Annotated in this window: 23 protein-coding genes; 16 read left to right on the top strand and 7 right to left on the bottom strand. The window is 51.6% G+C overall.

What is annotated here, in order from left to right:
* The first annotated feature begins 9 nt into the window (after positions 1–9).
* The 10 genes from ACTOY7_RS03515 to ACTOY7_RS03470 all read left to right on the top strand — a co-directional run bounded on the left by ACTOY7_RS03515 (position 10) and on the right by ACTOY7_RS03470 (position 11,949).
* A complete protein-coding gene (locus ACTOY7_RS03515; RefSeq protein WP_482670424.1) occupies positions 10–1,965 on the top strand; it encodes a fructose-1,6-bisphosphatase in 1,956 nt (651 codons plus the stop codon).
* 176 nt (positions 1,966–2,141) lie between these two features.
* A complete protein-coding gene (locus ACTOY7_RS03510) occupies positions 2,142–2,540 on the top strand; it encodes a hypothetical protein (RefSeq protein ID WP_394683885.1) in 399 nt (132 codons plus the stop codon).
* 246 nt (positions 2,541–2,786) lie between these two features.
* Positions 2,787–3,563 (top strand): phosphoribosylformimino-5-aminoimidazole carboxamide ribotide isomerase, encoded by a 777-nt coding sequence (gene hisA, locus ACTOY7_RS03505; protein ID WP_482670425.1) that lies wholly within the window; start codon positions 2,787–2,789, stop codon positions 3,561–3,563.
* A 150-nt stretch (positions 3,564–3,713) separates the two neighbouring features.
* Entirely contained in the window at positions 3,714–6,284 is a 2,571-nt protein-coding gene (secA, locus tag ACTOY7_RS03500) for a preprotein translocase subunit SecA (protein WP_394683883.1), read from the top strand.
* Between the two features lie 86 nt (positions 6,285–6,370).
* A protein-coding gene (prfB, locus tag ACTOY7_RS03495) for a peptide chain release factor 2 (protein ID WP_160281567.1) occupies positions 6,371–7,475 on the top strand; the annotation gives its coding sequence in 2 pieces (ribosomal slippage) (positions 6,371–6,445 and positions 6,447–7,475; 1,104 coding nt in all).
* Between the two features lie 22 nt (positions 7,476–7,497).
* The gene (locus ACTOY7_RS03490) at positions 7,498–8,715 is read left to right on the top strand and encodes a homoserine dehydrogenase (protein ID WP_300886030.1); all 1,218 of its coding nucleotides are present in this window, start codon (positions 7,498–7,500) and stop codon (positions 8,713–8,715) included.
* 6 nt (positions 8,716–8,721) lie between these two features.
* Positions 8,722–9,939: a cofactor-independent phosphoglycerate mutase gene (locus tag ACTOY7_RS03485; protein WP_160281529.1), complete on the top strand. Its 1,218-nt coding sequence runs from the start codon at positions 8,722–8,724 to the stop codon at positions 9,937–9,939.
* A gap of 137 nt (positions 9,940–10,076) precedes the next feature.
* Positions 10,077–11,012, top strand: coding sequence for a DUF1848 domain-containing protein (locus tag ACTOY7_RS03480; RefSeq protein WP_300886033.1), 936 nt, complete (start codon positions 10,077–10,079; stop codon positions 11,010–11,012).
* A 144-nt stretch (positions 11,013–11,156) separates the two neighbouring features.
* On the top strand, positions 11,157–11,657 hold the full coding sequence (locus tag ACTOY7_RS03475) for an NUDIX hydrolase (protein WP_160281530.1): 501 nt from the start codon (positions 11,157–11,159) through the stop codon (positions 11,655–11,657).
* Between the two features lie 181 nt (positions 11,658–11,838).
* Positions 11,839–11,949 (top strand): sugar-binding domain-containing protein, encoded by a 111-nt coding sequence (locus ACTOY7_RS03470; RefSeq protein WP_394683882.1) that lies wholly within the window; start codon positions 11,839–11,841, stop codon positions 11,947–11,949.
* 65 nt (positions 11,950–12,014) lie between these two features.
* On the opposite strand, the gene ACTOY7_RS03465 is transcribed toward ACTOY7_RS03470, so the two are convergent.
* The 6 genes from ACTOY7_RS03465 to ACTOY7_RS03440 all read right to left on the bottom strand — a co-directional run bounded on the left by ACTOY7_RS03465 (position 12,015) and on the right by ACTOY7_RS03440 (position 16,742).
* Positions 12,015–12,590, bottom strand: a complete 576-nt coding sequence (locus ACTOY7_RS03465) for an HDIG domain-containing metalloprotein (protein ID WP_482670426.1) — start codon at positions 12,588–12,590, stop codon at positions 12,015–12,017.
* A gap of 88 nt (positions 12,591–12,678) precedes the next feature.
* Complete coding sequence (locus ACTOY7_RS03460; RefSeq protein WP_160281533.1) at positions 12,679–13,005, bottom strand: branched-chain amino acid transporter permease; 327 nt, start codon at positions 13,003–13,005, stop codon at positions 12,679–12,681.
* A complete protein-coding gene (locus ACTOY7_RS03455) occupies positions 13,002–13,694 on the bottom strand; it encodes an AzlC family ABC transporter permease (RefSeq protein WP_300886031.1) in 693 nt (230 codons plus the stop codon). Before ACTOY7_RS03455 ends, ACTOY7_RS03460 begins: the two co-directional genes overlap by 4 nt.
* A gap of 150 nt (positions 13,695–13,844) precedes the next feature.
* Positions 13,845–15,449: a phosphoenolpyruvate carboxykinase (ATP) gene (gene pckA, locus ACTOY7_RS03450; protein ID WP_160281569.1), complete on the bottom strand. Its 1,605-nt coding sequence runs from the start codon at positions 15,447–15,449 to the stop codon at positions 13,845–13,847.
* Positions 15,450–15,696: 247 nt separating this feature from the next.
* Positions 15,697–16,086 carry a helix-turn-helix transcriptional regulator gene (locus ACTOY7_RS03445; protein WP_160281535.1) on the bottom strand — a complete coding sequence of 130 codons (390 nt, stop codon included), beginning with the start codon at positions 16,084–16,086 and terminating at the stop codon, positions 15,697–15,699.
* Positions 16,087–16,292: 206 nt separating this feature from the next.
* Complete coding sequence (locus tag ACTOY7_RS03440) at positions 16,293–16,742, bottom strand: CYTH domain-containing protein (protein ID WP_160281536.1); 450 nt, start codon at positions 16,740–16,742, stop codon at positions 16,293–16,295.
* 396 nt (positions 16,743–17,138) lie between these two features.
* Between ACTOY7_RS03440 and ACTOY7_RS03435 the strand changes: the two genes are divergently transcribed.
* Entirely contained in the window at positions 17,139–17,486 is a 348-nt protein-coding gene (locus ACTOY7_RS03435; protein WP_160281537.1) for a hypothetical protein, read from the top strand.
* Positions 17,487–17,577: 91 nt separating this feature from the next.
* Here ACTOY7_RS03435 and ACTOY7_RS03430 read toward each other — a convergent pair whose 3' ends face one another.
* Positions 17,578–18,147 (bottom strand): DUF5721 family protein, encoded by a 570-nt coding sequence (locus tag ACTOY7_RS03430; protein WP_482670427.1) that lies wholly within the window; start codon positions 18,145–18,147, stop codon positions 17,578–17,580.
* Positions 18,148–18,423: 276 nt separating this feature from the next.
* On the opposite strand from ACTOY7_RS03430, the gene ACTOY7_RS03425 reads away from it, so the two are divergent.
* The 5 genes from ACTOY7_RS03425 to ACTOY7_RS03405 all read left to right on the top strand — a co-directional run bounded on the left by ACTOY7_RS03425 (position 18,424) and on the right by ACTOY7_RS03405 (position 23,448).
* Entirely contained in the window at positions 18,424–19,182 is a 759-nt protein-coding gene (locus ACTOY7_RS03425) for an SGNH/GDSL hydrolase family protein (protein WP_160281539.1), read from the top strand.
* Positions 19,179–20,015, top strand: a complete 837-nt coding sequence (locus tag ACTOY7_RS03420; protein ID WP_482670428.1) for a DUF4358 domain-containing protein — start codon at positions 19,179–19,181, stop codon at positions 20,013–20,015. The genes ACTOY7_RS03425 and ACTOY7_RS03420 overlap by 4 nt, the downstream gene beginning before the upstream one ends.
* Positions 20,016–20,040: 25 nt before the next feature.
* On the top strand, positions 20,041–21,453 hold the full coding sequence (locus ACTOY7_RS03415) for an MBOAT family O-acyltransferase (protein ID WP_160281541.1): 1,413 nt from the start codon (positions 20,041–20,043) through the stop codon (positions 21,451–21,453).
* Between the two features lie 87 nt (positions 21,454–21,540).
* Complete coding sequence (locus ACTOY7_RS03410; protein ID WP_160281542.1) at positions 21,541–22,695, top strand: DHHW family protein; 1,155 nt, start codon at positions 21,541–21,543, stop codon at positions 22,693–22,695.
* Positions 22,696–22,701: 6 nt separating this feature from the next.
* Positions 22,702–23,448 carry a pseudouridine synthase gene (locus ACTOY7_RS03405; RefSeq protein WP_160281543.1) on the top strand — a complete coding sequence of 249 codons (747 nt, stop codon included), beginning with the start codon at positions 22,702–22,704 and terminating at the stop codon, positions 23,446–23,448.
* The last annotated feature ends 23 nt before the right edge of the window (positions 23,449–23,471 follow it).

The raw sequence follows: 23,471 nt of genomic DNA, 5'->3' as shown, positions 1-23,471 counted from the left end.
GACGTTTGAATGAAGAATTTAGAGACAAGATATCTGGAACGGCTGTCGGATTTGTACCCAACGATCGCGGCGGCGTCTACGGAGATCATTAATTTACAGGCGATTTTAAATCTGCCGAAGGGGACGGAGCATTTTATTACGGATATGCACGGCGAGTACGAGGCATTTGCCCATGTGCTGAAGAACGGTTCCGGGTCTGTGCGCCGCAAGATTGATGAGGTCTTCGGCAATACATTGAGTACAAAGGAAAAACGGTCTCTGGCGACGCTGATCTATTATCCGAGGGAGAAGATGCGGATCGTAAGGAAGACAGAGGATAATATGGAGGACTGGTACAAGGTCAACCTGTACCGCTTGATCGAGGTGAGCAAGCGGGCGGCGAGCAAGTATACCCGCTCCAAGGTGCGCAAAGCCCTGCCGAAGGATTTTGCCTATGTCATTGAGGAGCTGATCACGGAGAAGGCGGAGGTCAACGATAAGGAATCCTACTACAATGAGATCATCATGACGATCATCCGGATCGGCAGGGCGGAAGGGTTTATTGCGGCGATCTCCTCCTTGATCCAGCGTCTGGTCGTGGATCACCTTCATATTGTGGGAGATATCTATGACCGGGGACCGGGACCGCATATCATCATGGACAAGCTGATGAACTACCATTCCCTGGATATTCAGTGGGGGAATCATGATGTGCTGTGGATGGGGGCCGCGGCGGGGCAGCGGGGCTGTATTGCCAATGCCATCCGGATCTGCGCGCGCTATGGAAATCTGGATATCCTGGAGGACGGGTACGGCATCAATCTCCTGCCGCTGGCGTCTTTTGCCATGCGTGTCTATGAGACGGATCCCTGTACCTGCTTTACCCTGAAAGGACAGGACAATACGATCAGCAAAGCGGAGATGGAGATGAACCTGCGGATCCATAAGGCAATCTCCGTGATCCAGTTTAAGATGGAGGGACAGATCGTCCAGCGGCAGAAGGGATTTCACATGGAGGACCGGGCACTGCTCCACAGGATTGATTACGAGAAAGGAACCATTACCCTGAATGGAAAGGAATATGCTATGCTGGATATGAATTTCCCGACCATTGACCCGAAGGATCCGTATGCGCTGTCCGGGGAGGAAGAGGAAGTGATGGAACGCCTGGAACGCGCGTTTCTGGGCTGCGAGAAGCTGCAGGAGCATATGCGGCTTTTGCTGACGAAGGGAAACCTCTACATGGTGCACAACAACAACCTGCTGTATCACGGATGCGTGCCGCTGAATGAGGACGGGAGCCTGCGGGAGGTGAGCCTTTTCGGACATACCTTCAAGGGGCGTTCCCTGTATGACGCGCTGGACCGCTATGTGCGCAAGGGCTTCTTTGCTCTGGACGAGCAGGACCGGGAAAACGGAAAGGACATCATGTGGTATATCTGGCTGAGCCCGGATTCCCCGCTGTTCGGCAAGGACAAGATGGCTACCTTCGAGCGGTATTTCCTGGCGGAGAAGGAGACCCATGTGGAAAAGAAAAACCCATATTATAAGCTTCTCGAAAAGGAGGACGTGATCGACAATGTGATGCGGGAATTCGGTCTGTCGCCGGAGAGCGCTTACATCGTCAACGGCCATGTTCCGGTGAAGCGTAAAAATGGAGAAAGCCCGGTCAAATGCAACGGCAAAGTGATGGTCATTGACGGAGGATTTTCCAAGGCATACCAGAAGGAGACCGGGATCGCAGGCTATACTCTGATCTATAATTCCTACGGGCTTCGCCTGGTGGCGCATGAGCCTTTCGAATCTACAGAGGCGGCTATTGAGCGGGAAAGCGATATCCACTCCGAGAGCGTGATCATCAAGCGGGTGATGGAACGGCGGCTGGTGGGTGATACGGACGCAGGCATGGACCTGAGAGAGCGGATCTCGGATCTGGAAGCGCTGCTCGCGGCGTACCGGAGCGGTGAGATCAAGGAGAAGCGTTAAAAAGTGATGGCTGAGTATGCCCAAGGGCATCCCATCATGGCCAGGCGGCCATTTCATAAGGTATAGTTTTTTGTATCTTTGGAAAATATTTTTAGAAAAAATTTCCATACATAGTATCCGGAACTTTGCGGATATTACATGTATGAAAAAATATTTTTTGAAAGGGAGAAAAAACTATGAAAAGATATAAGAAGCTTCTATTATTAATGGTATGTACCGGTGTGATCGGGAGTATGACTGCCTGCGGCAGGAACAATGATACCAATGGCGCGGACCAGACAGACACGGAGAATGTGGACCGGAACGACAATATGAATGATGCTACCGGCGGGAACAGCAGCACCAACAAAAACAATACCACCAACGGGACCAACAAGAACAACGGGACCGATAAGAACAACACGACGAATGGAACCAACAAGAACAATACGACCAATGGAACCGACGGGAATAACGGAACCACCAACAATAACGGAACCACCGACAGAAATGAAGGGGACGGCGTGATCGGGGATGCGATAGATGATGTAAGGGACGGCATTGATGATGTGGCAGATGACGTCAATAACAGATAGTTACAGGAACCGTCTGATCAAGGTTTGACGCGTAACAACTGACAGCAGCTATACTGAGCGGCAGATTTCATCAGCCGTGAGGATAGTACAAAGGCAGGGGAGCCGGGGATGCAGTACGGCTCCTTTTTCCATATTTCAGGATCCGCCTTATATTTTCATGCGACATCATATTTGTAATCTTCGATCTGAATAAAGGGAGTTCCATGTAAACGGTGCGGTGAGACAGAGAGGGACAGGAGCGGAAAAATGAGGTTCAGACCTTGTATTGATATACATAACGGAAAAGTAAAACAGATCGTAGGAGGAAGCCTCAAGGATCAGGGAGACCAGGCAAAGACCAATTTTGCTTCGGAGCTGGACGCGGCTTATTATGCGAAGCTGTACAGAAAGGACGGGCTCGCGGGCGGGCACATGATCCTTCTGAATGGTCAGGATTCCCCCTACTATGAGGCAGACAGGAGGCAGGCATTTTCCGCGCTGTGGGAATATCCCGGGGGCCTGCAGATCGGAGGAGGGATCACAGCGGACAATGCGGGTGATTTTCTCGAAGCAGGCGCCAGCCACGTGATCGTGACCTCCTATGTATTTCAAAACGGAGTGTTTCAGAGGGAAAATCTGGAAAAGCTGAAGCGCGCGGTGGGACGGGAGCATATCGTCCTGGACTTAAGCTGCCGGAAGCGGGACGGGGCATACTATATTGTGACGGATCGCTGGCAGACCTTTACGGAGGTAAAGCTGGAGCGGGGAACATTGGAAGCACTGGCGGGAGAGTGTGATGAATTTTTGATCCACGGGGTCGATGTGGAGGGCAAGTCCTCGGGAGTGGAGGAAGAGCTGGTACGGCTGCTGGCAGAATGGAACGGTGCGGAGATGACCTATGCAGGGGGCATCGGAAGTATGGAGGAACTGGAGCATTTCCGCGGGATCAGCGGCGGGAGGCTGGACTTTACCATCGGGAGCGCGCTGGATCTGTTCGGTGGAAATATCCCCTACCGGGAGCTTTGCAGAATGAAAACAACTTGAAAATCCACAGGATTTGATATAAGATAAGTCCAGCGGTTTTTTTCAAATTTCCCCTGGAGTTTGTTAATAAACTATGAATCTGTTGAATTTGAGAGAAGTTAGTGTTAAAATACAATCTGAATAAACATAAGAAGGAGTTAATTGCAGATTATGGGCTTGATAGAGAAAATATTTGGTACGCACAGCGAAAACGAACTGAAGCGTATTTACCCGATCGTAGACCGGATCGAGGCATTGGAGCCTGAGATGCAGGCGCTCAGTGATGAGGAGCTCAAGGGCAAGACCCGGGAGTTCCGGGCGCGGCTGGAGGAAGGCGAGACCCTGGATGACCTTCTGCCGGAGGCATTTGCGGCTGTCAGGGAAGCGGCGGTCAGAAGCTTAGGCATGCGGCATTACCGGGTTCAGCTGATCGGCGGTGTGATCCTGCATCAGGGCAGGATCGCGGAGATGAGGACCGGAGAAGGTAAGACGCTGGTATCTACGCTGCCGGCATATCTGAACGCGCTGCCGGGAGAAGGCGTCCACATTGTCACGGTCAATGACTATCTGGCAAAGCGTGATGCGGAGTGGATGGGCAAGGTACATGAATTCCTGGGACTGACAGTGGGCGTCGTGCTCAACAGCATGGACAATGACGAGCGCCGTAAGCAGTATAACTGTGATATCACCTATGTGACCAACAATGAACTGGGATTTGATTATCTCCGCGACAACATGGTCATCTACAAGGAGCAGCTGGTGCAGCGGGGACTCCATTACGCGATCATCGACGAGGTGGACTCGGTCCTGATTGACGAGGCAAGGACGCCGCTGATCATTTCCGGACAGAGCGGCAAGTCTACAAAGCTCTATGAAGCCTGCGATATCCTGGCAAGACAGCTGGAGCGGGGCGAGGCCAGCGGCGAATTTTCCAAGATGAATGCCATCATGGGAGAGGAGATCGAAGAGACCGGAGATTACATTGTCAATGAAAAGGAAAAGTCTGTCAACCTGACCGAGGACGGTGTGAAGAAGGTGGAGAAGTTCTTCCATCTGGAAAACCTGGCCGATCCGGAGAACTTAGAGGTTCAGCACAACATCATCCTTGCGCTGCGGGCGCACAATTTGATGTTCCGCGACCAGGATTATGTGGTGACCCCGGAAGGAGAGGTGGTCATCGTTGACGAATTTACCGGACGTATCATGCCGGGACGACGCTATTCGGACGGACTCCATCAGGCCATTGAAGCGAAGGAGCATGTGAAGGTTAGGCGGGAGAGCAAGACCCTGGCCACCATTACCTTTCAGAACCTGTTCAATAAATTCGAGAAGAAAAGCGGTATGACCGGTACCGCGCTGACAGAGGAAAAGGAATTCCGGGATATTTACGGGATGGACGTCGTGGAGATCCCCACCAACCTTCCGGTTCAGAGGAAGGATTTGGACGACGCGGTCTATAAGACGAAGGAAGGAAAGTACCGGGCAGTCGTGGAAGCGGTCAAGGAAGCCCATGCCACAGGACAGCCGGTTCTGGTGGGTACCATTACCATCGAGGTATCGGAGCTTTTGAGCAAAATGCTGAAAAAGCAGGGAATCCAGCACAATGTCCTGAATGCCAAGTTCCATGAGATGGAAGCGGAGATCGTGGCGGACGCCGGGCTGCACGGGGCTGTGACCATCGCCACCAACATGGCAGGCCGGGGTACGGATATCAAGCTGGACGAGGAGGCCAAGGCAGCCGGCGGATTGAAGATCATCGGTACGGAGCGGCACGAGTCCCGGCGGATCGACAACCAGCTCCGGGGACGTTCCGGACGTCAGGGCGACCCGGGAGAATCCCGCTTTTACATTTCCCTGGAGGATGACCTGCTGCGTCTGTTCGGTTCCGAGAAGCTGATGGGCGTGTTCAATACGCTGGGCGTGGAAGAGGACGAACAGATCGAGCATAAGATGCTTTCCAGCGCCATTGAGAAGGCGCAGAAGAAGATAGAGAGCAACAACTTCGGAATCCGTAAGAACCTGCTGGAATATGATCAGGTCATGAATGAACAGAGGGAGATCATCTACGGGGAACGCCGCCGGGTGCTGGACGGAGAGAGCATGCGGGACACGGTTTACAATATGATCACCGAGTATGTGGAGAATACCGTAGACCGGTATGTATCCGCGGAAGTGGATTCGGAAGAGTGGGACCTGGCCGGACTGGATGTGGCGCTCCATGGGGTAATCCCGCAGCTTGTGCTTCCGCCTGCAAAGGAAGTCGAGGACATGCAGCAGAAGGAGCTGAAGCATCTGCTCAAGGAACGGGCTGTCAAGGCATACGAAGCGAAGGAAGCGGAGTTCCCGGAGCCGGAGCATATCCGGGAATTGGAGCGTGTTGTGCTGCTCAAGGCCATTGACGGAAGATGGATGGACCACATCGACGACATGGATCAGCTTCGTCAGGGAATCGGCCTGCAGGCATACGGCAACCGGGATCCTCTGGTAGAGTACAAGATGATGGGATACGACATGTTCGGCGGCATGACCAATGCCATTGCCGAGATTACCATCCGTACCCTGTTCCACGTGCGGGTAGAGCAGAAGGTGGAGCGGGAGCAGGTTGCCAAGGTGACCGGCACCAACAAGGACGACAGCGCGGCGCGCGCCCCAAAGCGGCGTGACACGAAGAAGGTCTATCCCAACGACCCGTGTCCCTGCGGCAGCGGCAAGAAGTATAAGCAGTGCTGCGGAAGGAAATGATCATATCCAGAACGGCAGCAGACGGGTCTGTGGTCTGCCGCGTGAACAGTCTAAAAAATAAAATTAAAATGAAAGAGGTGATTAAGGTGGTTTTATTAGATGAATTAAAAGCAACTCTGCTTGCATATGAAGAACCGCTGAAAGATTTGAGGGATTCACTTTGACTTAGCGTCAAAGAAGGAAAGAATCGAAGAGCTGGAAAGAAATATTGAAGAACCGGGATTCTGGGATAAGCCGGAGGAATCCCAGCACACGATGAAGGAACTGAAAAGCCTTCAGGATTCGGTCAAACAGATCGAGGGAATGTTTGCGGACCATGAGGATCTGGGGCTTCTGATCGAGATGAGTGAGGAAGAGCCGGATGAGGACACGATCGCGGAGATTCAGGAGGAGCTGGAGCGTTTCAAGGCGGAATTTGAAGAGCTGCGGATCCAGACTCTTCTGACCGGGGAGTACGATAAGAGTAATGCCATCGTGACGCTGCACGCGGGGGCCGGGGGAACCGAGTCCTGCGACTGGACAGGAATGCTTTACCGGATGTACAGCCGGTGGGCGGAGAAAAAAGGCTTTTCGCTGGAAGTTCTGGATTATCTGGAAGGGGATGTGGCCGGGATCAAGGGCGTAACCTTTGAGGTGTCCGGCGAGAATGCCTACGGCTTCCTGCGCTCGGAGAAGGGAGTACACCGCCTGGTGCGGATTTCCCCGTTCAATGCGGCGGGCAAGCGGCAGACGTCCTTTTCTTCCTGCGACGTGATCCCGGATATTGAGGATGACATTGAGATCGACATCAATGATGATGACCTTCGGATTGATACATACCGCTCCAGCGGCGCGGGAGGCCAGCATATCAACAAGACCTCCTCGGCGATCCGGATCACCCATCTTCCTACTGGGATCGTGGTACAGTGTCAGAATGAACGTTCCCAGCACCAGAACAAGGATAAGGCCATGCAGATGCTGAAATCCAAGCTGTATGTGCTGAAACAGCAGGAGCAGGCGGAGAAGATGTCTGATATCCGCGGAGATATCAAGGACATCAATTTCGGAAATCAGATCCGCTCTTACGTGATGCAGCCATACACGATGGTCAAGGACCATCGGACCAATGCGGAGATCAGCAATGTGGGCAGCGTGATGGACGGCAATATTGATCCGTTTATCAATGCCTATCTGAGCGCTTCCGGTAAATAATAGAAAGGAAAGAGAGAAAAAGATGGTAAATATAGCAGTAATGGGGTATGGTACGGTAGGCTCCGGCGTGGTGGAGGTGATCAACACCAACGGGGCGCGTATCAACCAGAGGATCGGCGACGAGCTCCGTATCAAGTATGTGCTGGATCTGCGGGATTTCCCGGGGGATCCGATCCAGGAAAAGATCGTCCATGATTTTGACATCATTGTAAATGATCCGGAGATTCAGATCGTAGTGGAGGTTATGGGCGGGATTGAGCCGGCCTATACCTTTGTGAAAAAATGCCTCCTGGCCGGAAAAAGCGTGGCTACCTCGAACAAGGCGCTGGTTGCCAAGCACGGGGCGGAGCTTTTGTCCATTGCCCGGGAGCGGGACATCAATTTCCTGTTCGAGGCAAGCGTAGGAGGCGGAATCCCGATCATCCGGCCCTTAAATTCCTCCATGACGGCGGACGAGATCGAAGAGATCACCGGTATCCTGAACGGGACTACCAACTATATGATGACGAAAATGTTCTATGAGGGCTCGGATTATGACGATGTGCTCAGAGAAGCACAGGAGAAGGGCTATGCGGAGCGCAATCCGGAAGCGGATGTGGAAGGCTATGACGCCTGCCGTAAGATCGCCATTCTGTCCTCCCTGATCTCCGGGCAGCAGGTAGACTTCGAAGACATTTACACCGAAGGCATCACTCATATCACCAAAGAGGACATGATGTACGCGAAGGCCATGGGGATGACCATCAAGCTGCTGGCAACAAGCAAGCGGCAGGGAGATCTTCTGCAGGCCATGGTTGCGCCGTATCTGCTGAGAAAAGAGCATCCGCTGTACAGTGTCAATGACGTGTTCAACGCGATCTTTGTCCATGGAAATGTCCTCGGAGACGCCATGTTCTACGGCAGCGGAGCCGGCAAGCTTCCCACCGCCAGCGCGGTGGTGGCCGACGTGGTGGACGAGGCAAAGCATCTTCACAGAAATATCATGACCATGTGGAAGAGCGACAAGCTGGAACTGCTTCCCTTTGAAGATACGAGCAAACGGTTCTTTGTCCGGATCTCCGGGGAGCCGGAGGCGTTGAAAGCTCACGTGGAAAGTAAATTTGGACCGGTGGAGATTGTCAGGGCAGACGGCTTGGAAGGGGAATTCGGATTCCTGACCGGCGTGCTGACCGAGCGGGCTTACGAGGAAAATGCAAAAGAGTTCCCGGGGATCCTTCACAGGATCCGTGTGGAAGGGTAGTGGGGTATGATGAAAAAATATGTAATTGTTTTGTGCGACGGGATGGCGGATGAACCGCTGCCGGAGCTGGATGGAAGGACGCCTCTGGAAGCGGCGCGCACGCCCCATATGGACCGGCTGGCGCCCCGCTCCGAGATCGGCATGGCGCGGACGGTGCCGGAGGGGATGTCTCCGGGCAGCGATACGGCCAACCTGTCGGTCATCGGATACGACCCGGTTAAATACTATTCCGGGCGTTCCCCGCTGGAAGCGCTGAGTATCGGGGTGGATATGAAAGAGGATGACGTGTCGTTCCGCTGCAATGTGGTGACACTGTCTGAGGAGGAAGAAAACTACGAGGACCGGCGGATTCTGGATCACAGCGCAGGAGAGATCAGCAGTAAGGACGCGGCAGTCCTGATTGAGGCATTGAAGGAAGGATTGAAGCGGGACGGGTATGAGTTTTATGCGGGAACCAGCTACCGGCATCTGCTGATCTGGAAGCAGGGCAGAGTGGTGGAGCTGACCGCGCCCCATGATATATTGACCCGGCGAATTGGGGAATACCTGCCGGCAGACCCGGTGCTCCGGGAGATGATGGTGAAGAGCTATGACATTCTTTCCAACCATCCCATCAATGTGAAGCGGAAGGAACAGGGACTGAACCCGGCCAACTCCGCCTGGTTCTGGGGAGCCGGCACCCGGCCCGCGCTGACCTCCTTTGAGCAGGAGCATCATCTGAAGGGCGCCATGGTATCCGCTGTGGATCTGCTGAAAGGCATCGCGGTGGGCGCAGGAATGCGCAATATCACCGTGGAAGGCGCCAACGGCGGCCTGGATACGAACTACACGGGCAAGGGACAGGCAGCCATAGACGCGCTCCGGGGGGATATGGATTTTGTGTATATCCATATCGAGGCTCCGGACGAGATGGGACATCAGGGGAGCTTTACGGATAAGATCACGGCGATTGAGCGGATCGATGCGCAGATCATCGGCCCGATCGCGGAAACCCTGGAAGCGGAAGGTATGGACTTCCGCATGCTGGTACTGCCCGATCATCCGACTCCGGTCCGGGTGCGCACCCATGTCGGAGATCCGGTTCCCTATCTGCTGTATGACAGCACGGCGGATCTGGGCGGCAAAGCGGTCCGGTATGATGAAAAGACCGGGCAGGAGAGCGGGATCCTGGTGGAGAAGGGGCATATGCTGATCCGGCATCTGTTTGAGAACGGTGAAAAATAAAAAATCGCAGTTTCCGTCAGGAGACTGCGGTTTTTAAAATGATGGAGGCACAGGGCTTGATTAAGGCAATTCAGGGCAAAGGCAAGGGAAGATACGTTTTGAATGTCTCCAGTGCAGTAAAAAAGGATAAAAATATTATGATCTTAAGCGTCAGCAGAAGAACAGATATCCCCGCCTTCTATGCGGAGTGGTTTTTCCGGCGGATCCGGGAAGGCTTTCTGTATGTCAGAAACCCGATGAATCCCCGTCAGGTGAGCAGGATCGCTCTGTCTCCGGATGTGGTGGACTGCATCGTGTTCTGGAGCAAAAATCCGGCGCCGATGCTGGAAAGACTGGATGAGCTGCGGGAATATCCCTTTTATTTTCAGTTTACGCTGACGGGATATGGAAGGGATATCGAACCGGGGCTTCCGGATAAAAGGAAAGAGCTGATCGGTACATTTCAGAGATTATCTGAAAAAGTGGGGAAGGAGAGAGTCGTCTGGCGGTACGATCCGATCCTGGTAAATGACAGGTATACGATGGAATATCACTTGAAAGCATTTGAAGAGATCGCCGGCTGTCTCAAAGGCTACACGGAAAAGGCGGTCATCAGCTTTGTGGATTTTTATGCGAAAACGCTGCGCAATACAAAGGATCTGCATATAAAGAACCTGAGCAGGGAAGAAATGACGGAAATTGCGAAGGGAATGTCGCAGATTGCAGATTGCTGCGGGCTGGTGATCGAAACCTGTGCGGAGCAGATTGATCTGAAGGATGTGGGAATCCGGCACGGAAGCTGTATTGACAAAAAGCAGATCGAGAAGATTGCGGGATGTTCACTGAGCGCGGAAAAGGACAAAAACCAGCGAGAAGCCTGCGGCTGCTGTGAAAGTATTGATGTGGGAGCCTACAATACCTGCGGAAATGGGTGCCGGTATTGCTATGCGAATTTTAGCGGGGAACAGGTGCGAAAATGCATAGCATGCTATGATGCGGATTCGCCGCTGCTCTGCGGAAGGATTGGCCTGGAGGACCGGGTGACAGACAGGAAAGTGAAATCTTTTCGGAACCCGCAGCTGAGCATTTTCTGACCGTACAGCTGTGTTGGCAGACGTAAGCGTGCGTCAGCAAGGTTTTTGCGAATGAATGAGCAGGGTGGACGTTCTTTAGAGCATCTAACCGTACAGTTGAGTGTTTTCGCAGATGGATGTTGTAATTGACTGGGAGAAGAACGAATGGAAGTGAAATTTTATCCCTTATCGGACGAAGTACGTTCGTCCTGCAGGGAGATGAATAACGGGGAGCCTTTCAGCGGCCCGACAGTGGAAGATTCGGATTTAAAATTCGCCGTCATTATTTCCAGGGCAGATGGAAAATGGGTATTCTGTAAGCACAAAGACAGAAATACATACGAAGTGCCCGGCGGCCACAGAGAAGAACATGAAAGTATCCTGGAAACCGCAAAACGGGAATTATATGAAGAGACAGGTGCTGTAGAATACGACCTCCGTCCTGTCTGCGTTTACTCCGTGATCGGGCGGACACGGGTCAATCAGACGGGGGAAGAGACCTTTGGGATGCTGTACTATGCAGAGATCAGGAAGTTTGAACAGGAACTGCACAGCGAGATAGAAAAGGTGGAGTTCTTTGAAGAGCTGCCGGAGGCGTGGACATATCCTGACATACAGCCGTTGCTGATCCGGGAGCATCTGAGGCGTGAAGCGCTCATAAAATGAAAAGCAGGAATCCCCCTGCCTTGCTGCAAGCAGTACACCAGCAGCAGGGCAGGGGGAAAAATCTTATTTCTTTTTGACAGGGATCCAGATCTCGGTATAATAATTTTCATCATCGGTCCACTTAGGACACTTGTCCGGTGCGTCATACATCTCAACGCAGTATCCTGCAATATGCATCGCTGTGGGAGAGCAAAAAGCGGAAGCAGTGTTGGGGGCAGTCAGAGGGAACTATATTGGAACCTTGATCATGGACGATAAATGTGCCCAAAAAATTTTAAAAACGATCAAGTAGGCAGAGGTGATTTTTCCGGCCTGCGGCCGTACGTCAACGATACGGCCGCAGGCTTGAGGGAAGCTTTACAGATTCCCCTTCAACCCAATCTCCTCCGCCTTTTCCTTCATCCCTTCAATGGTCTCCCGGATCACCTCATCCAGCTCCATCCCCAGCATTTCACAGCCCTTGCGGATGACGTCGCGGTCTACGCCGGCGGCAAAGCGTTTGTCCTTGAATTTTTTCTTTACGGACTTCACCTCCAGATCCAATACGCTTTTGGAGGGACGCATCAGACATGCCGCATTGATCAGGCCGGTCAGCTCATCGATCGTATACAGCACCTTCTCCATCTGGCTTTCCGGCTTTGTGTCCGTACAGATTCCGTATCCGTGGCAGCTCATGGCGCGGATATAGACCTCGTCAATTCCATGCTCACGCATGATCTCTTCGGCCTTTTTGCAATGCTCCTCCGGGAACTGTTCATAATCCAGGTCGTGCAGCAGCCCGGCTACACCCCAGACTTCCTCATCCTCGCCGCTCAGGCGCCCGAAATGGGCCATTACAGCTTCTACGGCCATGGCGTGCTGCTGCAGCGCCGGGGATTTTGTGTAATCCGTCAACAATTTCCATGCGTCTTCTCTTGATAGTTTCTTTTCCATTTTAAAAACCTCCATGTATGTATAATCTGTATCTCTTCATCAGCAGCAAAATCGGGTCTTATGAAATCCGTTTTTGGGAACAATCACACTATCGAAAGATCGTCTGTACCAGAAACATATATATAATCGTCCCGCCTCCGATGCTCAGCAGCGTATTCTTTTTCCATTTATGCAGGCCAACAATGAAAAGAATGGCGGTCAGCTCCGGCAGGGCAAAATGTCCGCCGCCGAACGCATCCTTTAAGCAGTACACCACCAGCAGCCCGATCACCGCATAGGGCAGGACCGTTCCGAGATAGGTAATATAGCGGGGCGGCTCTTTGCCCTCTGGAAATATGAGAAAAGGAAGGAACCGTGTCGTCATGGTTCCCAGCACGACAGCCAGGATCGTGAGAATACTCTGTGCGGTTGTCATGGTGTCTCCTCCTTCTTATGGTACCTTCTGCCAATGGAAAAGCACAGGATAATCAGGGCCATGGCAGGCAGGATAAAGCTCTGGCTTCCGAATACCAGCAGGCAGAGAAGCGAACAGCCCAGGCCGGTGAGGGCCGGGCGGTGATCCTTAGATTCCTCCCACTGGTTGATGAACATGACGACAAACAGCGCCGTCATGACGAACTCGATGCCTGTCGTGTCAAAATGGATAACATAACCTAGAAGGGCTCCCATGGTCGCACCCGCGACCCAGTACATCTGATTCAGAAGTGTCACAAAGAGCATAAACCATCCCCTGTCCACATCCGGAGGCGGCGTCACGGTACAGTTGACCGTAAAGGACTCATCGCACATCCCATAGATCAGATAGGGTTTTTTCCAGCCCGTATTCTTATACTTTTCCAGCATGGAGATCCCGTAAAACAGATGCCTCGCGTTGACCATCAGCGCCAGAAAAAAGGCATGCAGCGGATGAAAAGCGGACAGCAGCAGCCCCACGGTGACAAATTCCATAGAACCGGCAAAGATAAACAGGCTCATGAACATGGGAAAGACAAAGGAAAAGCCCTTGCTCCGCATGAGAAAGCCATAGGACATCCCCAGAAAGAGAAATCCGATGCAGATGGGGATCGTATGAGGCAGGGCAGCTTTGAATGCTTTTGTTTTCATGGATATTCGTTCCTCCTGATCCGCAGTAAGGGACTGCGCGGAGAAATCCTGCAAACGTTTTGCGGATCAATCCGGACAGTTACTAAGAAAGAAACAGGAGCCTTTGCCCCTGTTTCTTCTAGTCGGATCCAATCAATCTCGTATTGAAATTTATAACTGAGGACCAGCAGAAACCAAAGCCTTGCCTGCGTCATTGCCCTCATATTTTGTAAAGTTCTTGATGAATCTCTGCGCCAGATCCTTCGCCTTGGTTTCCCACTCAGCAGCATCGCCGTAAGTATCGCGCGGATCAAGAATACCGGAATCTACGCCCGGAAGCTCTGTCGGAACTTCGAAGTTGAAGTACGGGATCTTCTTTGTCGGTGCTTTCAGGATATCGCCGCTTAAGATCGCGTCGATGATACCGCGGGTATCCTTAATAGTGATACGCTTGCCTGTGCCGTTCCATCCGGTATTTACCAGATATGCCTTTGCGCCGTTTGCTTCCATTCTCTTAACCAGCTCTTCGCCGTACTTGGTCGGATGCAGTTCCAGGAATGCCTGTCCGAAGCATGCGGAGAAGGTCGGTGTCGGCTCTGTGATACCGCGCTCTGTTCCGGCAAGCTTTGCGGTAAAGCCTGACAGGAAGTAGTACTGTGTCTGTTCCGGAGTCAGGATGGATACCGGAGGAAGTACGCCGAACGCGTCTGCGGACAGGAAGATCACTTCCTTCGCTGCAGGAGCCGCGGATACCGGACGCACGATCTTTTCAATGTGGTCGATCGGATAGGATACACGTGTATTCTCTGTCACGCTCTTATCGTTAAAATCAATCTTGCCGTTCTCATCCAGTGTTACGTTCTCAAGCAGAGCGTTGCGCTTGATCGCATTGTAGATATCCGGCTCAGATTCCTTGTCCAGGTTGATGACCTTCGCATAGCAGCCACCTTCGAAGTTGAAGACGCCGTTGTCATCCCAGCCGTGCTCGTCATCACCGATGAGGAGACGCTTCGGGTCTGTGGAAAGCGTTGTCTTGCCGGTTCCGGAAAGACCGAAGAAGATAGCGGTATTCTCGCCGTTCATATCTGTATTTGCGGAGCAGTGCATGGAAGCGATGCCCTTGAGCGGCAGATAGTAGTTCATCATGGAGAACATACCCTTCTTCATCTCTCCGCCGTACCATGTATTCAGGATAACCTGCTCGCGGCTTGTGATATTGAATACTGCTGCTGTCTCAGAATTCAGGCCTAACTCTTTATAATTTTCAACCTTTGCCTTGGAAGCGTTGTAAACAACGAAATCAGGCTCAAAGCTTGCCAGCTCTTCGTCTGTCGGCTGGATGAACATGTTCTTTACAAAATGTGCCTGCCACGCAACTTCCATGATAAAACGGATTGCCATGCGGGTATCAGCGTTCGTTCCGCAGAATGCGTCTACTACAAAGAGTCTCTTATTGGAGAGCTCTTTCAGAGCAAGATCCTTTACAACAGCCCAAGTCTCTTCAGAAGCCGGATGGTTGTCATTTTTGTACTCATCGGAAGTCCACCATACGGTATCCTTTGAATTTTCATCCATAACGATGAACTTATCTTTGGGTGAACGGCCCGTATAGATACCAGTCATTACATTGACTGCACCCAGTTCGCTTACCTGGCCCTTTTCAAAACCTTCCAGATCAGGTCTTGTTTCCTCTTCAAATAACATTTCATATGAAGGATTGTGTACAATTTCTGTAGTTCCGGTAATACCATACTTACTTAAATTGAGTTCTGCCATCTTCATTAAACCTCTCTTCTTCAATATTTGTCCATATATGCAGGATATGTGATGCCCTCTCCTGCGAAACAGACATTGTAACTTCAATATCATATTATACATAATAAAGCGATAAAATCAATAACAATTCTCCAAAATTTTCGAAATACCAGTAGAAAAACACGGTTTGACCGGGAAATAGATTCCTCTTTCAAAACAGATGCAGGTAAGATACAGGATAGACGTAAAATCAGGGCAGGTGATCGAGTCACCGGCCCTGGGGATTCATCTGATGCAATACATATGCGACAAGATGCTGACGCTCCCATTCGGCGCCGCGGTATTCCAATACAAACCGAATCTCCTCATCGGTCAGATAGAGGATGTCATTCGTGCCGCTGCGATAGGAGATATGATAGGAAGCTATGGATTCCTTAAACTCATCCTCGGAGAACGGCGTGCGTACCAGCTGGTCCAGCGTGATGGAATAGACCTCGCACAGCTTGGTCAGCAGATCCAGATCCGGATCTCTTTTTGCGGTCTCATAGTTGGAATATGCCTGACGGGAGATGCTGATCCTCTCAGCCAATGCCTGCTGAGTGAATCCATATGCTTCACGATATCTTTTTAAATTGTATGCAAGCTGTATATTCGCCACGATGCACCTCCGTATAGTGGGAAAAAGATTCCCGGAAAATCTGTTGAATGTTGAAAAAGACCATATTTCCTTTCCTGAATTATAGCAATGATTTTCCGATACGGGTTATTATGCAACAGAATGGAGAAAATATTTGAAAAGCATACAAAATAGTATATCTGGGTTTCCGTGTCCGCAAGGCACTGCAGGCGTGCGGTTTATGGGCATTACAGCCGGCTCAGCGTGCTGTTCTGGTATTGCGGGGAGCAGGTGACATCCTCACCGAACCAGCTTGGAGGCCGGAAGGAATTGGCAGCCGCTTCATCCGGAAATTCGACCTCGGCAAAGATCATGCCGTCCAGATAACCGGAGAAAAAGTCCAGCTCGATGTTCAGGCCGCCGTCCAGGGGGATGACATAGCGGTCCTTGGTGATCAGATGTCCGTCTGCTTTTTCGATCAGGTGGGTATATGCCTCGCGGGTAAGCGGTAGATTGTATTCTTCCCGGACCAAAAGGCCCTTTGATTTGTAAGTCAGGTAATAGTCGTCGTTGTCACGCCGGATCCGTACGACCGGTTCGGTGCACAGGTATCCCTGCTCGATCCTGCGGCACGGATAGTCCTTCGGGTCAAAAGGGATCTTCGAGCGTTCGATCAGATATTTGCGTTCGATTTCCATGGATCTCCTCCTTCAGATGCTTTTTGCGTCCCAAAGTCATGCGTTTTATGCAGGCATGAAACGCATGATCTTCTGACGCTTGTATCATATTATGTTACATGTCACACACTGACCAATCACTACGCTGATTGGTCAGGAGGATGCACATAAAAGCTGGGATTCAGGCCGTCCATTGCCGTAGGCAATTTTAAATGACGGCCTGAGTTACAGGGCACGCCTTCAAGGTGTGACCTGTAACCATATCATAATACGACTGAGAAAAAAAGTAAACGCCGATTGCTTTTTTTTGCGCCTTCTGCTACACTGAATATAGTTTTTACCTGGGACAATAAGGGGACGGGATGCAGTGATGAAGACTGCTGCCGGCAGTATAAGCAAGAAAGGAATCGAAGAACGATGGATGAGAACGTTTTTGGCTTTGTCAGTATCATGGCTTTTGGATGTGGGATCTATGGGCTGTATGCCTATATACAGATGCGGAAGAGCGGGAGCATCAATGAAACGCTTCTCCTGGGAAAGAAGTATTCGGAATATATGTGCAGGGATAAAGCCGCATTTGTGAAAAAAGCGCTGCCGGCGGTGCTGGTATTCGGGATCGTGGCAACGGTATATGGGGTGATCGACATGATCCATTGCTTTGTGACGCCCATTCCGGTGCTGGATTATACCGGGCTTGCGGTCTTTCTCGGCGTGCTTGTCTGGTATATGGTTTACACCACAAAATTAAAAAATAAATACTTCTGAAATTGCGATTTTTCAGGCCGGAGACTGCAGAGAGTTCCGGCCTCTTTTATGTAGAAAAACCCGTACTCTTCCAGGTTTGGCCGACAGAGGATCATTCCTCCGGCTCAAAAGCAATTCCTTTCTTGTCAAAAAATCTGGGGACCATGGCGTCCCACTCATGCTCTAAGGATTTATCCATGGAAAATGTTTTCAGAGAGGTTCCGGTGATGCACTGGAGAGCGGTGCCGTCAAACCGGATATTGAGGTACAGTCCCTGCACATCGGATGCCTGATAGTTCAGGCTATTCTGCTCGATCAGCCTTGCAATATTTTCAGGGGACAGACTGAATACGAACCGGAAGCTCAGCGGAGTCCGCTTTCCCTTAATGATCGAAAAGCACAGCTCCCGCAGCTGCTTCCATGAGGAATAACCTCCCTTTGAGCTGCCGCCGGCGTTTTCGTGATCCGGGGTCGGACCGGAGCCGGATGACGCGGCAGAACCCGGGCTGTCCGATCCTGGGGCCATGGAATCTTCATAAAAGGCTTTTTGGATATAACCGTCTATGGTAAAGGTATTGAATGTGACGATCTCGCCTTCGATAAACAGAAAGTTGTCAAAGGTATCGGACAGCAGAAGGCGCGTCATGAAATTTTTGGTATTTTTCAGCTTCAGTGCGATCAATATTTTTTCCTCCGATCATTGGGAATCGTGTTGTTTTGCGGGGCTGTGTCCTTGCGGCGCGGTGCGCGGTCCAAGGGGGAGCAACCACTATTCTATCACAAAAATCTGGTGTAGTGAACCGCAGACATTGACTTTTTATGTTAAAAAACGTATTATATAGAAATATTGTAATTGCCGTCAGATTGCAAATACAGAAGTTTATCGTTGCAGGGTGCCGGTCAGGCATGGACCTGTAACAGTTTATCAAAATACATAAGAGAGGTACAATAAAGAATATTGGATAATAAAAAGAAAAGAATCATGGTGATCTCAGGACTGGCGCTTGCGGCGGTGCTGATCACAGTCATCATAGCGGTGGAGGCGGTGGGAAGCCTGACCAGAAAAAAGGTGGATACATCGGAAGGCGTGGAGATCATTAAGCAGGCGGAAGCGGCGGAGGTCACCGTGATCGAGACGAAGATACAGAATCTGGAGGAGCAGGAGAAAAAAGAAGCAGAAGCGGAAGATACCCGCAGTATCAAGGAAAAATTTACCACTGCGGTCGTTATGGGGGATTCTATTACGGCCGGATTTACAGAGTACGACATCCTGAACGCTTCCAGTGTGGTGGCAGAGATCGGAGCCGGACTGGGAGGGCTGGAGGAACAGATCGGGAAGCTAAAGGAACTCAATCCTCAGGTGGTGTTTTTGTCTTACGGCATGAACGATATCCTTTCTACCCAGGGGGATACGGATGCATTTATAGATCAATACAAGTCGATTATCAAGCAGATGCAGAAAGAGCTGCCGAATACAAAGATCTTTATCAATTCCATTTTTCCGGTCTCGCGGCAGGAAAGGGAAAGAGAACCTTTATTTCAGGAACTGGATGCCTATAATGAAGCGCTGCGGGAGATGTGCGACAGGCAGCAGATCGCGTATGTGGACAACACGGAGCTGGTGTCTGACCGATACTATGAAGAGGACGGAGTCCATTTTAAACCAGATTTTTACCCGGTTTGGGCAGAACGCATGGCGGAGGTGGCTTCCTTATGACAGAGAGATACAGAGTGAATTACCGGGGAAATGCCGGACAAAATTATAGTCAGGGATACGGGCAGAGCGGCATCGCTGATCACGACTGGGGATACGGACAAAACGGCGCTGGTTACAGCCAGGGCTATGCGCCTGATTACGGTCAGAATTATGGCCAGGGCTATGAGCCAGGTTACGCGCCTGATTACGGTCAGAATTATGGCCAGGGCTATGAACAAAGCTATCATCAAAATTCCAGCCAGAATGACGGCGGCCAATATGCTGCCAGCCATGAAGAAACCAATTATGAAGCCGGCTATGCAGAAGGCACAGAGAAATATGACGCAGAGGATTACCGGCAGGATCAGCAGGAGATTTCGTCCTTCAGCAAAGCGGGAATCCTCAAATTGGGAGCGGCCTTTTTGATCCTGGTGTATATCGTGCTGCTGCTGATCTATACCAGCGGGAGTACGAAGCCCTTCGAGGAGGTTGCCGGAGCCGTTGAGCCCCTGCTGGATAAGGAAAGCCTTGTCAGGCAGGACGCCCAGGCGCTGAAGCGGTATTATGGGCTGAACAGCGCGGACTATGAAGGCGTCCTGTTTTATTCAGCCGAGTTCAGTATCTCAGCGCAGGAGGTTCTGCTGATTGAAGTGAAAACGGACCAGCAGGTGCATGAGGTACGGGACGCCATAGAGGAACGCCTGGAAAGCCGAAAGAATACCTTTGAGGGGTACGCGCCGGAGCAGGCGCAGCTGATCGGGCAGGCACAGATCCAGGTGAGAGGACGGTTTCTCTTTCTGGCCGTCTCGCCGGAGGCAGAAACCTTAGCCGCCGCATTTACAAAGAGCCTGTAGACCGGGCTGGGAAGAGGATAGTTGAATGCTGTTTAGTAGTATGACATTTTTGTTTGTATTTCTGCCTGTGACGCTGGCAGTTTATTATCTGGCGCCTGCACAGATGAGGAATCTGGTGATGCTGGCTGCCAGTCTGTTTTTCTATGCATGGGGAGAACCGGTCTATATCATATTGATGCTGCTGTCCATCCTCATGAATTATTACTGCGGGCTGGATATTGACGGCAAGAGGAACAGCCCGCAGCTTGCCAGGCGGAGCCTGATTTTTGCGGTGGCGGCAAATGTACTGGTGCTTGGCTTTTTTAAATATTACGGACTGATCATGGAGACGGTGAATGGGACGCTGCCGGTGGATATTCCCTACCGGGTGCTTCCGCTGCCCATCGGGATCTCTTTTTATACCTTTCAGGCGCTGTCCTATATTGTAGATGTGTACAGAGGAGAGGCACGGGCGCAGAAAAAGTTCACCTGGTTTGCCTCCTATATCTGTATGTTTCCGCAGCTGATCGCAGGGCCGATCATCCGGTATGTGGATATCGAGGAGCAGCTGAGACAGCGCAGCTTCGGCATTGTAAAGTTCGGCCGGGGAGCCATGTTTTTTATCCGGGGACTGGCGAAAAAAGTGGTCATCGCCAATTCCATCGGTACGGTCTATGAGCAGGTGATGCAGCTCCCGGTAGGGACGGTATCCGTGCTGACCTCATGGGTCGGGTGCCTTGCATACGCGTTCCAGATCTATTTTGATTTCAGCGGATATTCGGATATGGCAGTCGGGCTGGGAAAAATGTTTGGCTTTGAATTCCGCAGGAACTTCCATTACCCATATGTTTCGAAAAGTATTACAGAGTTCTGGCGGAGATGGCACATTTCCCTGAGCACCTGGTTTCGGGAATACGTGTATATTCCACTGGGAGGAAACCGGTGCGGCGGACAGCGCAATATGGTGAACCTGATCCTGGTATGGGCGCTGACCGGACTTTGGCACGGCGCGGAATGGAATTTTCTGTTTTGGGGCCTTTACTACGGTGTGCTGCTGATCCTGGAGAAACATGTGTGGGGAGCTTTGATGGACCGGCTTCCGGGAGTGATCCAGCATATTTACACGTTTGTCCTGGTGATGGTGGGATGGGTATTTTTCTTCAGTCCGGACCTGGGCTCGGCGCTGGACTACATCGGAATGATGTTCGGCATGGGGGCGAGCGCCCTGGCGGACCGGCAGGCGGTGTTCCTGCTGACGACCCACTGGCTGCTGTTCCTGCTGTGTATCCTGGGATCCTCATCCATCGGATGGACGATCTTGCGCGCCTTTATGGAGTCCTATAAAAAAGGAAGGACGCAGAGGATCATGTCCTGCGTGATCTATATGGGGATATTCCTGGTCAGCGTGGCATTCCTGGTGACGGAAACCTTTAATCCGTTTTTATATTTCCGCTTTTAACGTCAAAACTCCCGCAGGGAGGATTTTGTGTGAAATGGCGGCATCCGCGAAAAGAAATCGGATGCCTTTCGATATCAGGAGATCAATATGAGGAATCATAGAAGACTAAGAAGAATTGAAGGGACAGTAGGAAAAGCATTTGTCATGTGCATGATCATTTTTTTCCTGCTGAACCTGATCGTATCGGATAAGGAGATGTCCGAGGAGGAAAACCGGATGCTCGCCGGGAGCCCCAGGCTCTCCTGGAGCAGCCTGGTGTCAGGGGATTTTATGACAAAATATGAAACCTATCTGGCGGACCAGTTTGCCGGGCGGAATTTCTGGAGGAGCATCAAGGTGGGCTTAAGCGGCCTCGGCGGAAGCAGACAGGAGGAGGACATCCTGATCGGAAAGGATGATTATCTGATGGAAGAGATCGTGTCGCCGGACCAGGATACGCTGATGGAAAATCTGGAAGCGATCCGGCAGTTTGCGAAACGGAGCCGGGATATTCAGACGTATATGCTGCTGGTTCCCAATGCGGCCAATATCATGCGCGACCGGCTTCCCGCGTTTGCCACGGTGTCCGATCAGAGCCGGATGTTCGCCCAGGTGAAGCGGGAGCTGGGGGAGGACGTGGAGTGGCTGGATGCCGCAGAAGCTTTGAAGAAGCATGCGGGGGAACAGATCTATTATAAGACGGATCACCACTGGACCAGCCTGGGGGCGTTTTATACGTTCAGCCAGGTGGCGGAGCAGATGCAGATCAAGACCGATGTGTCCAGCGGGTTTGTCTCCTATCCCATCTCCACCACCTTTAACGGGATGCTAGCGGCCAAGAGCGGCTGCAGGATGGACGTCAGGGAGGATATCTATATGTATGTTCCCAGAGACACGGACAATGACGTGGTGGTCAACTATGTGGATGAACAGCGCAAGACCGCTTCGCTGTATGATTCGTCCAAGCTCAAGACCCGGGACCAGTATGCGGTCTTTCTGGGGGAAAATACGTCCGTGGTGGATATCAAGACGGTGTCGGAAAGCAAGAGGAGGCTCCTGCTCATCAAGGATTCCTACGCAAACAGCTTTGTGCCGTTTCTGACCCCGTATTTTCGGGAGATCGTGCTGGTGGATCCCAGATATTACAGCGGGACGATCGAGGATATCATGGATACCTACCGGATCTCAGACGTGCTGTATTTATACAGCGGCAATACCTTTTTCCAGGACAACAATCTCAAAGGCGTGCTGAGCGGGGAGTGAGAGAAGATGAGCAATCAGATCCAAAAGGAATTTCAGCAGAAAACAGAGCCTGTCCGGCTGAACAAATATCTCAGCGAGGCAGGCGTATGTTCCAGGCGGGAGGCAGACCGCCTGATCGCGTCCGGCCGGGTGACGGTGGACGGGAGGCCCGGGGAGACCGGAATGAAGGTCTGTCCGGGGCAGAAGGTCTGTATCGGGAAAAAAGTGATTTCCCGCCAGGAGGAAATGGTCGTGCTGGCGGTGAACAAGCCTGTGGGCATTGTGTGTACGGAGGAGCGCAGGGAACGCGGCAGCATCATCCGTTATCTGGATTATCCGGTGCGGGTCACGTATATCGGAAGGCTGGATAAGGATTCCCGGGGGCTGCTTTTGATGACCAACAACGGGGATATCATCAATCAGATCATGCGGTCCGCAAACCGGCACGAGAAGGAATATAAGGTCACAGTGGACCGGGAGGTGACCCGGGATTTTCTGGACCGGATGGCGGCAGGCGTGCCCATCCTGGATACGGTGACGAGACCCTGCCAGGTACAGAAGATCGGGAAGTATACGTTTTCGATCATCCTGACTCAGGGCATGAACCGGCAGATCCGCAGGATGTGCGAAGCCCTGGGATACCAGGTGAAGGATCTGTTGCGCACAAGAATATTAAATATCAGGCTGGGAAACCTGAAAGAAGGGGAGTACCGACAGGTCACGGACGAAGAACTCAATGAATTGTATGAGCAGATCCGGGGTTCTTCGAAATAAAATCAGAGGGTATGGAATGCTGT

It is taken from the genome of Schaedlerella sp., from assembly GCF_056796775.1.
Note: the sequence above shows the minus strand (reverse complement) of the source record. Positions and strands in the feature narration are given on the sequence as shown.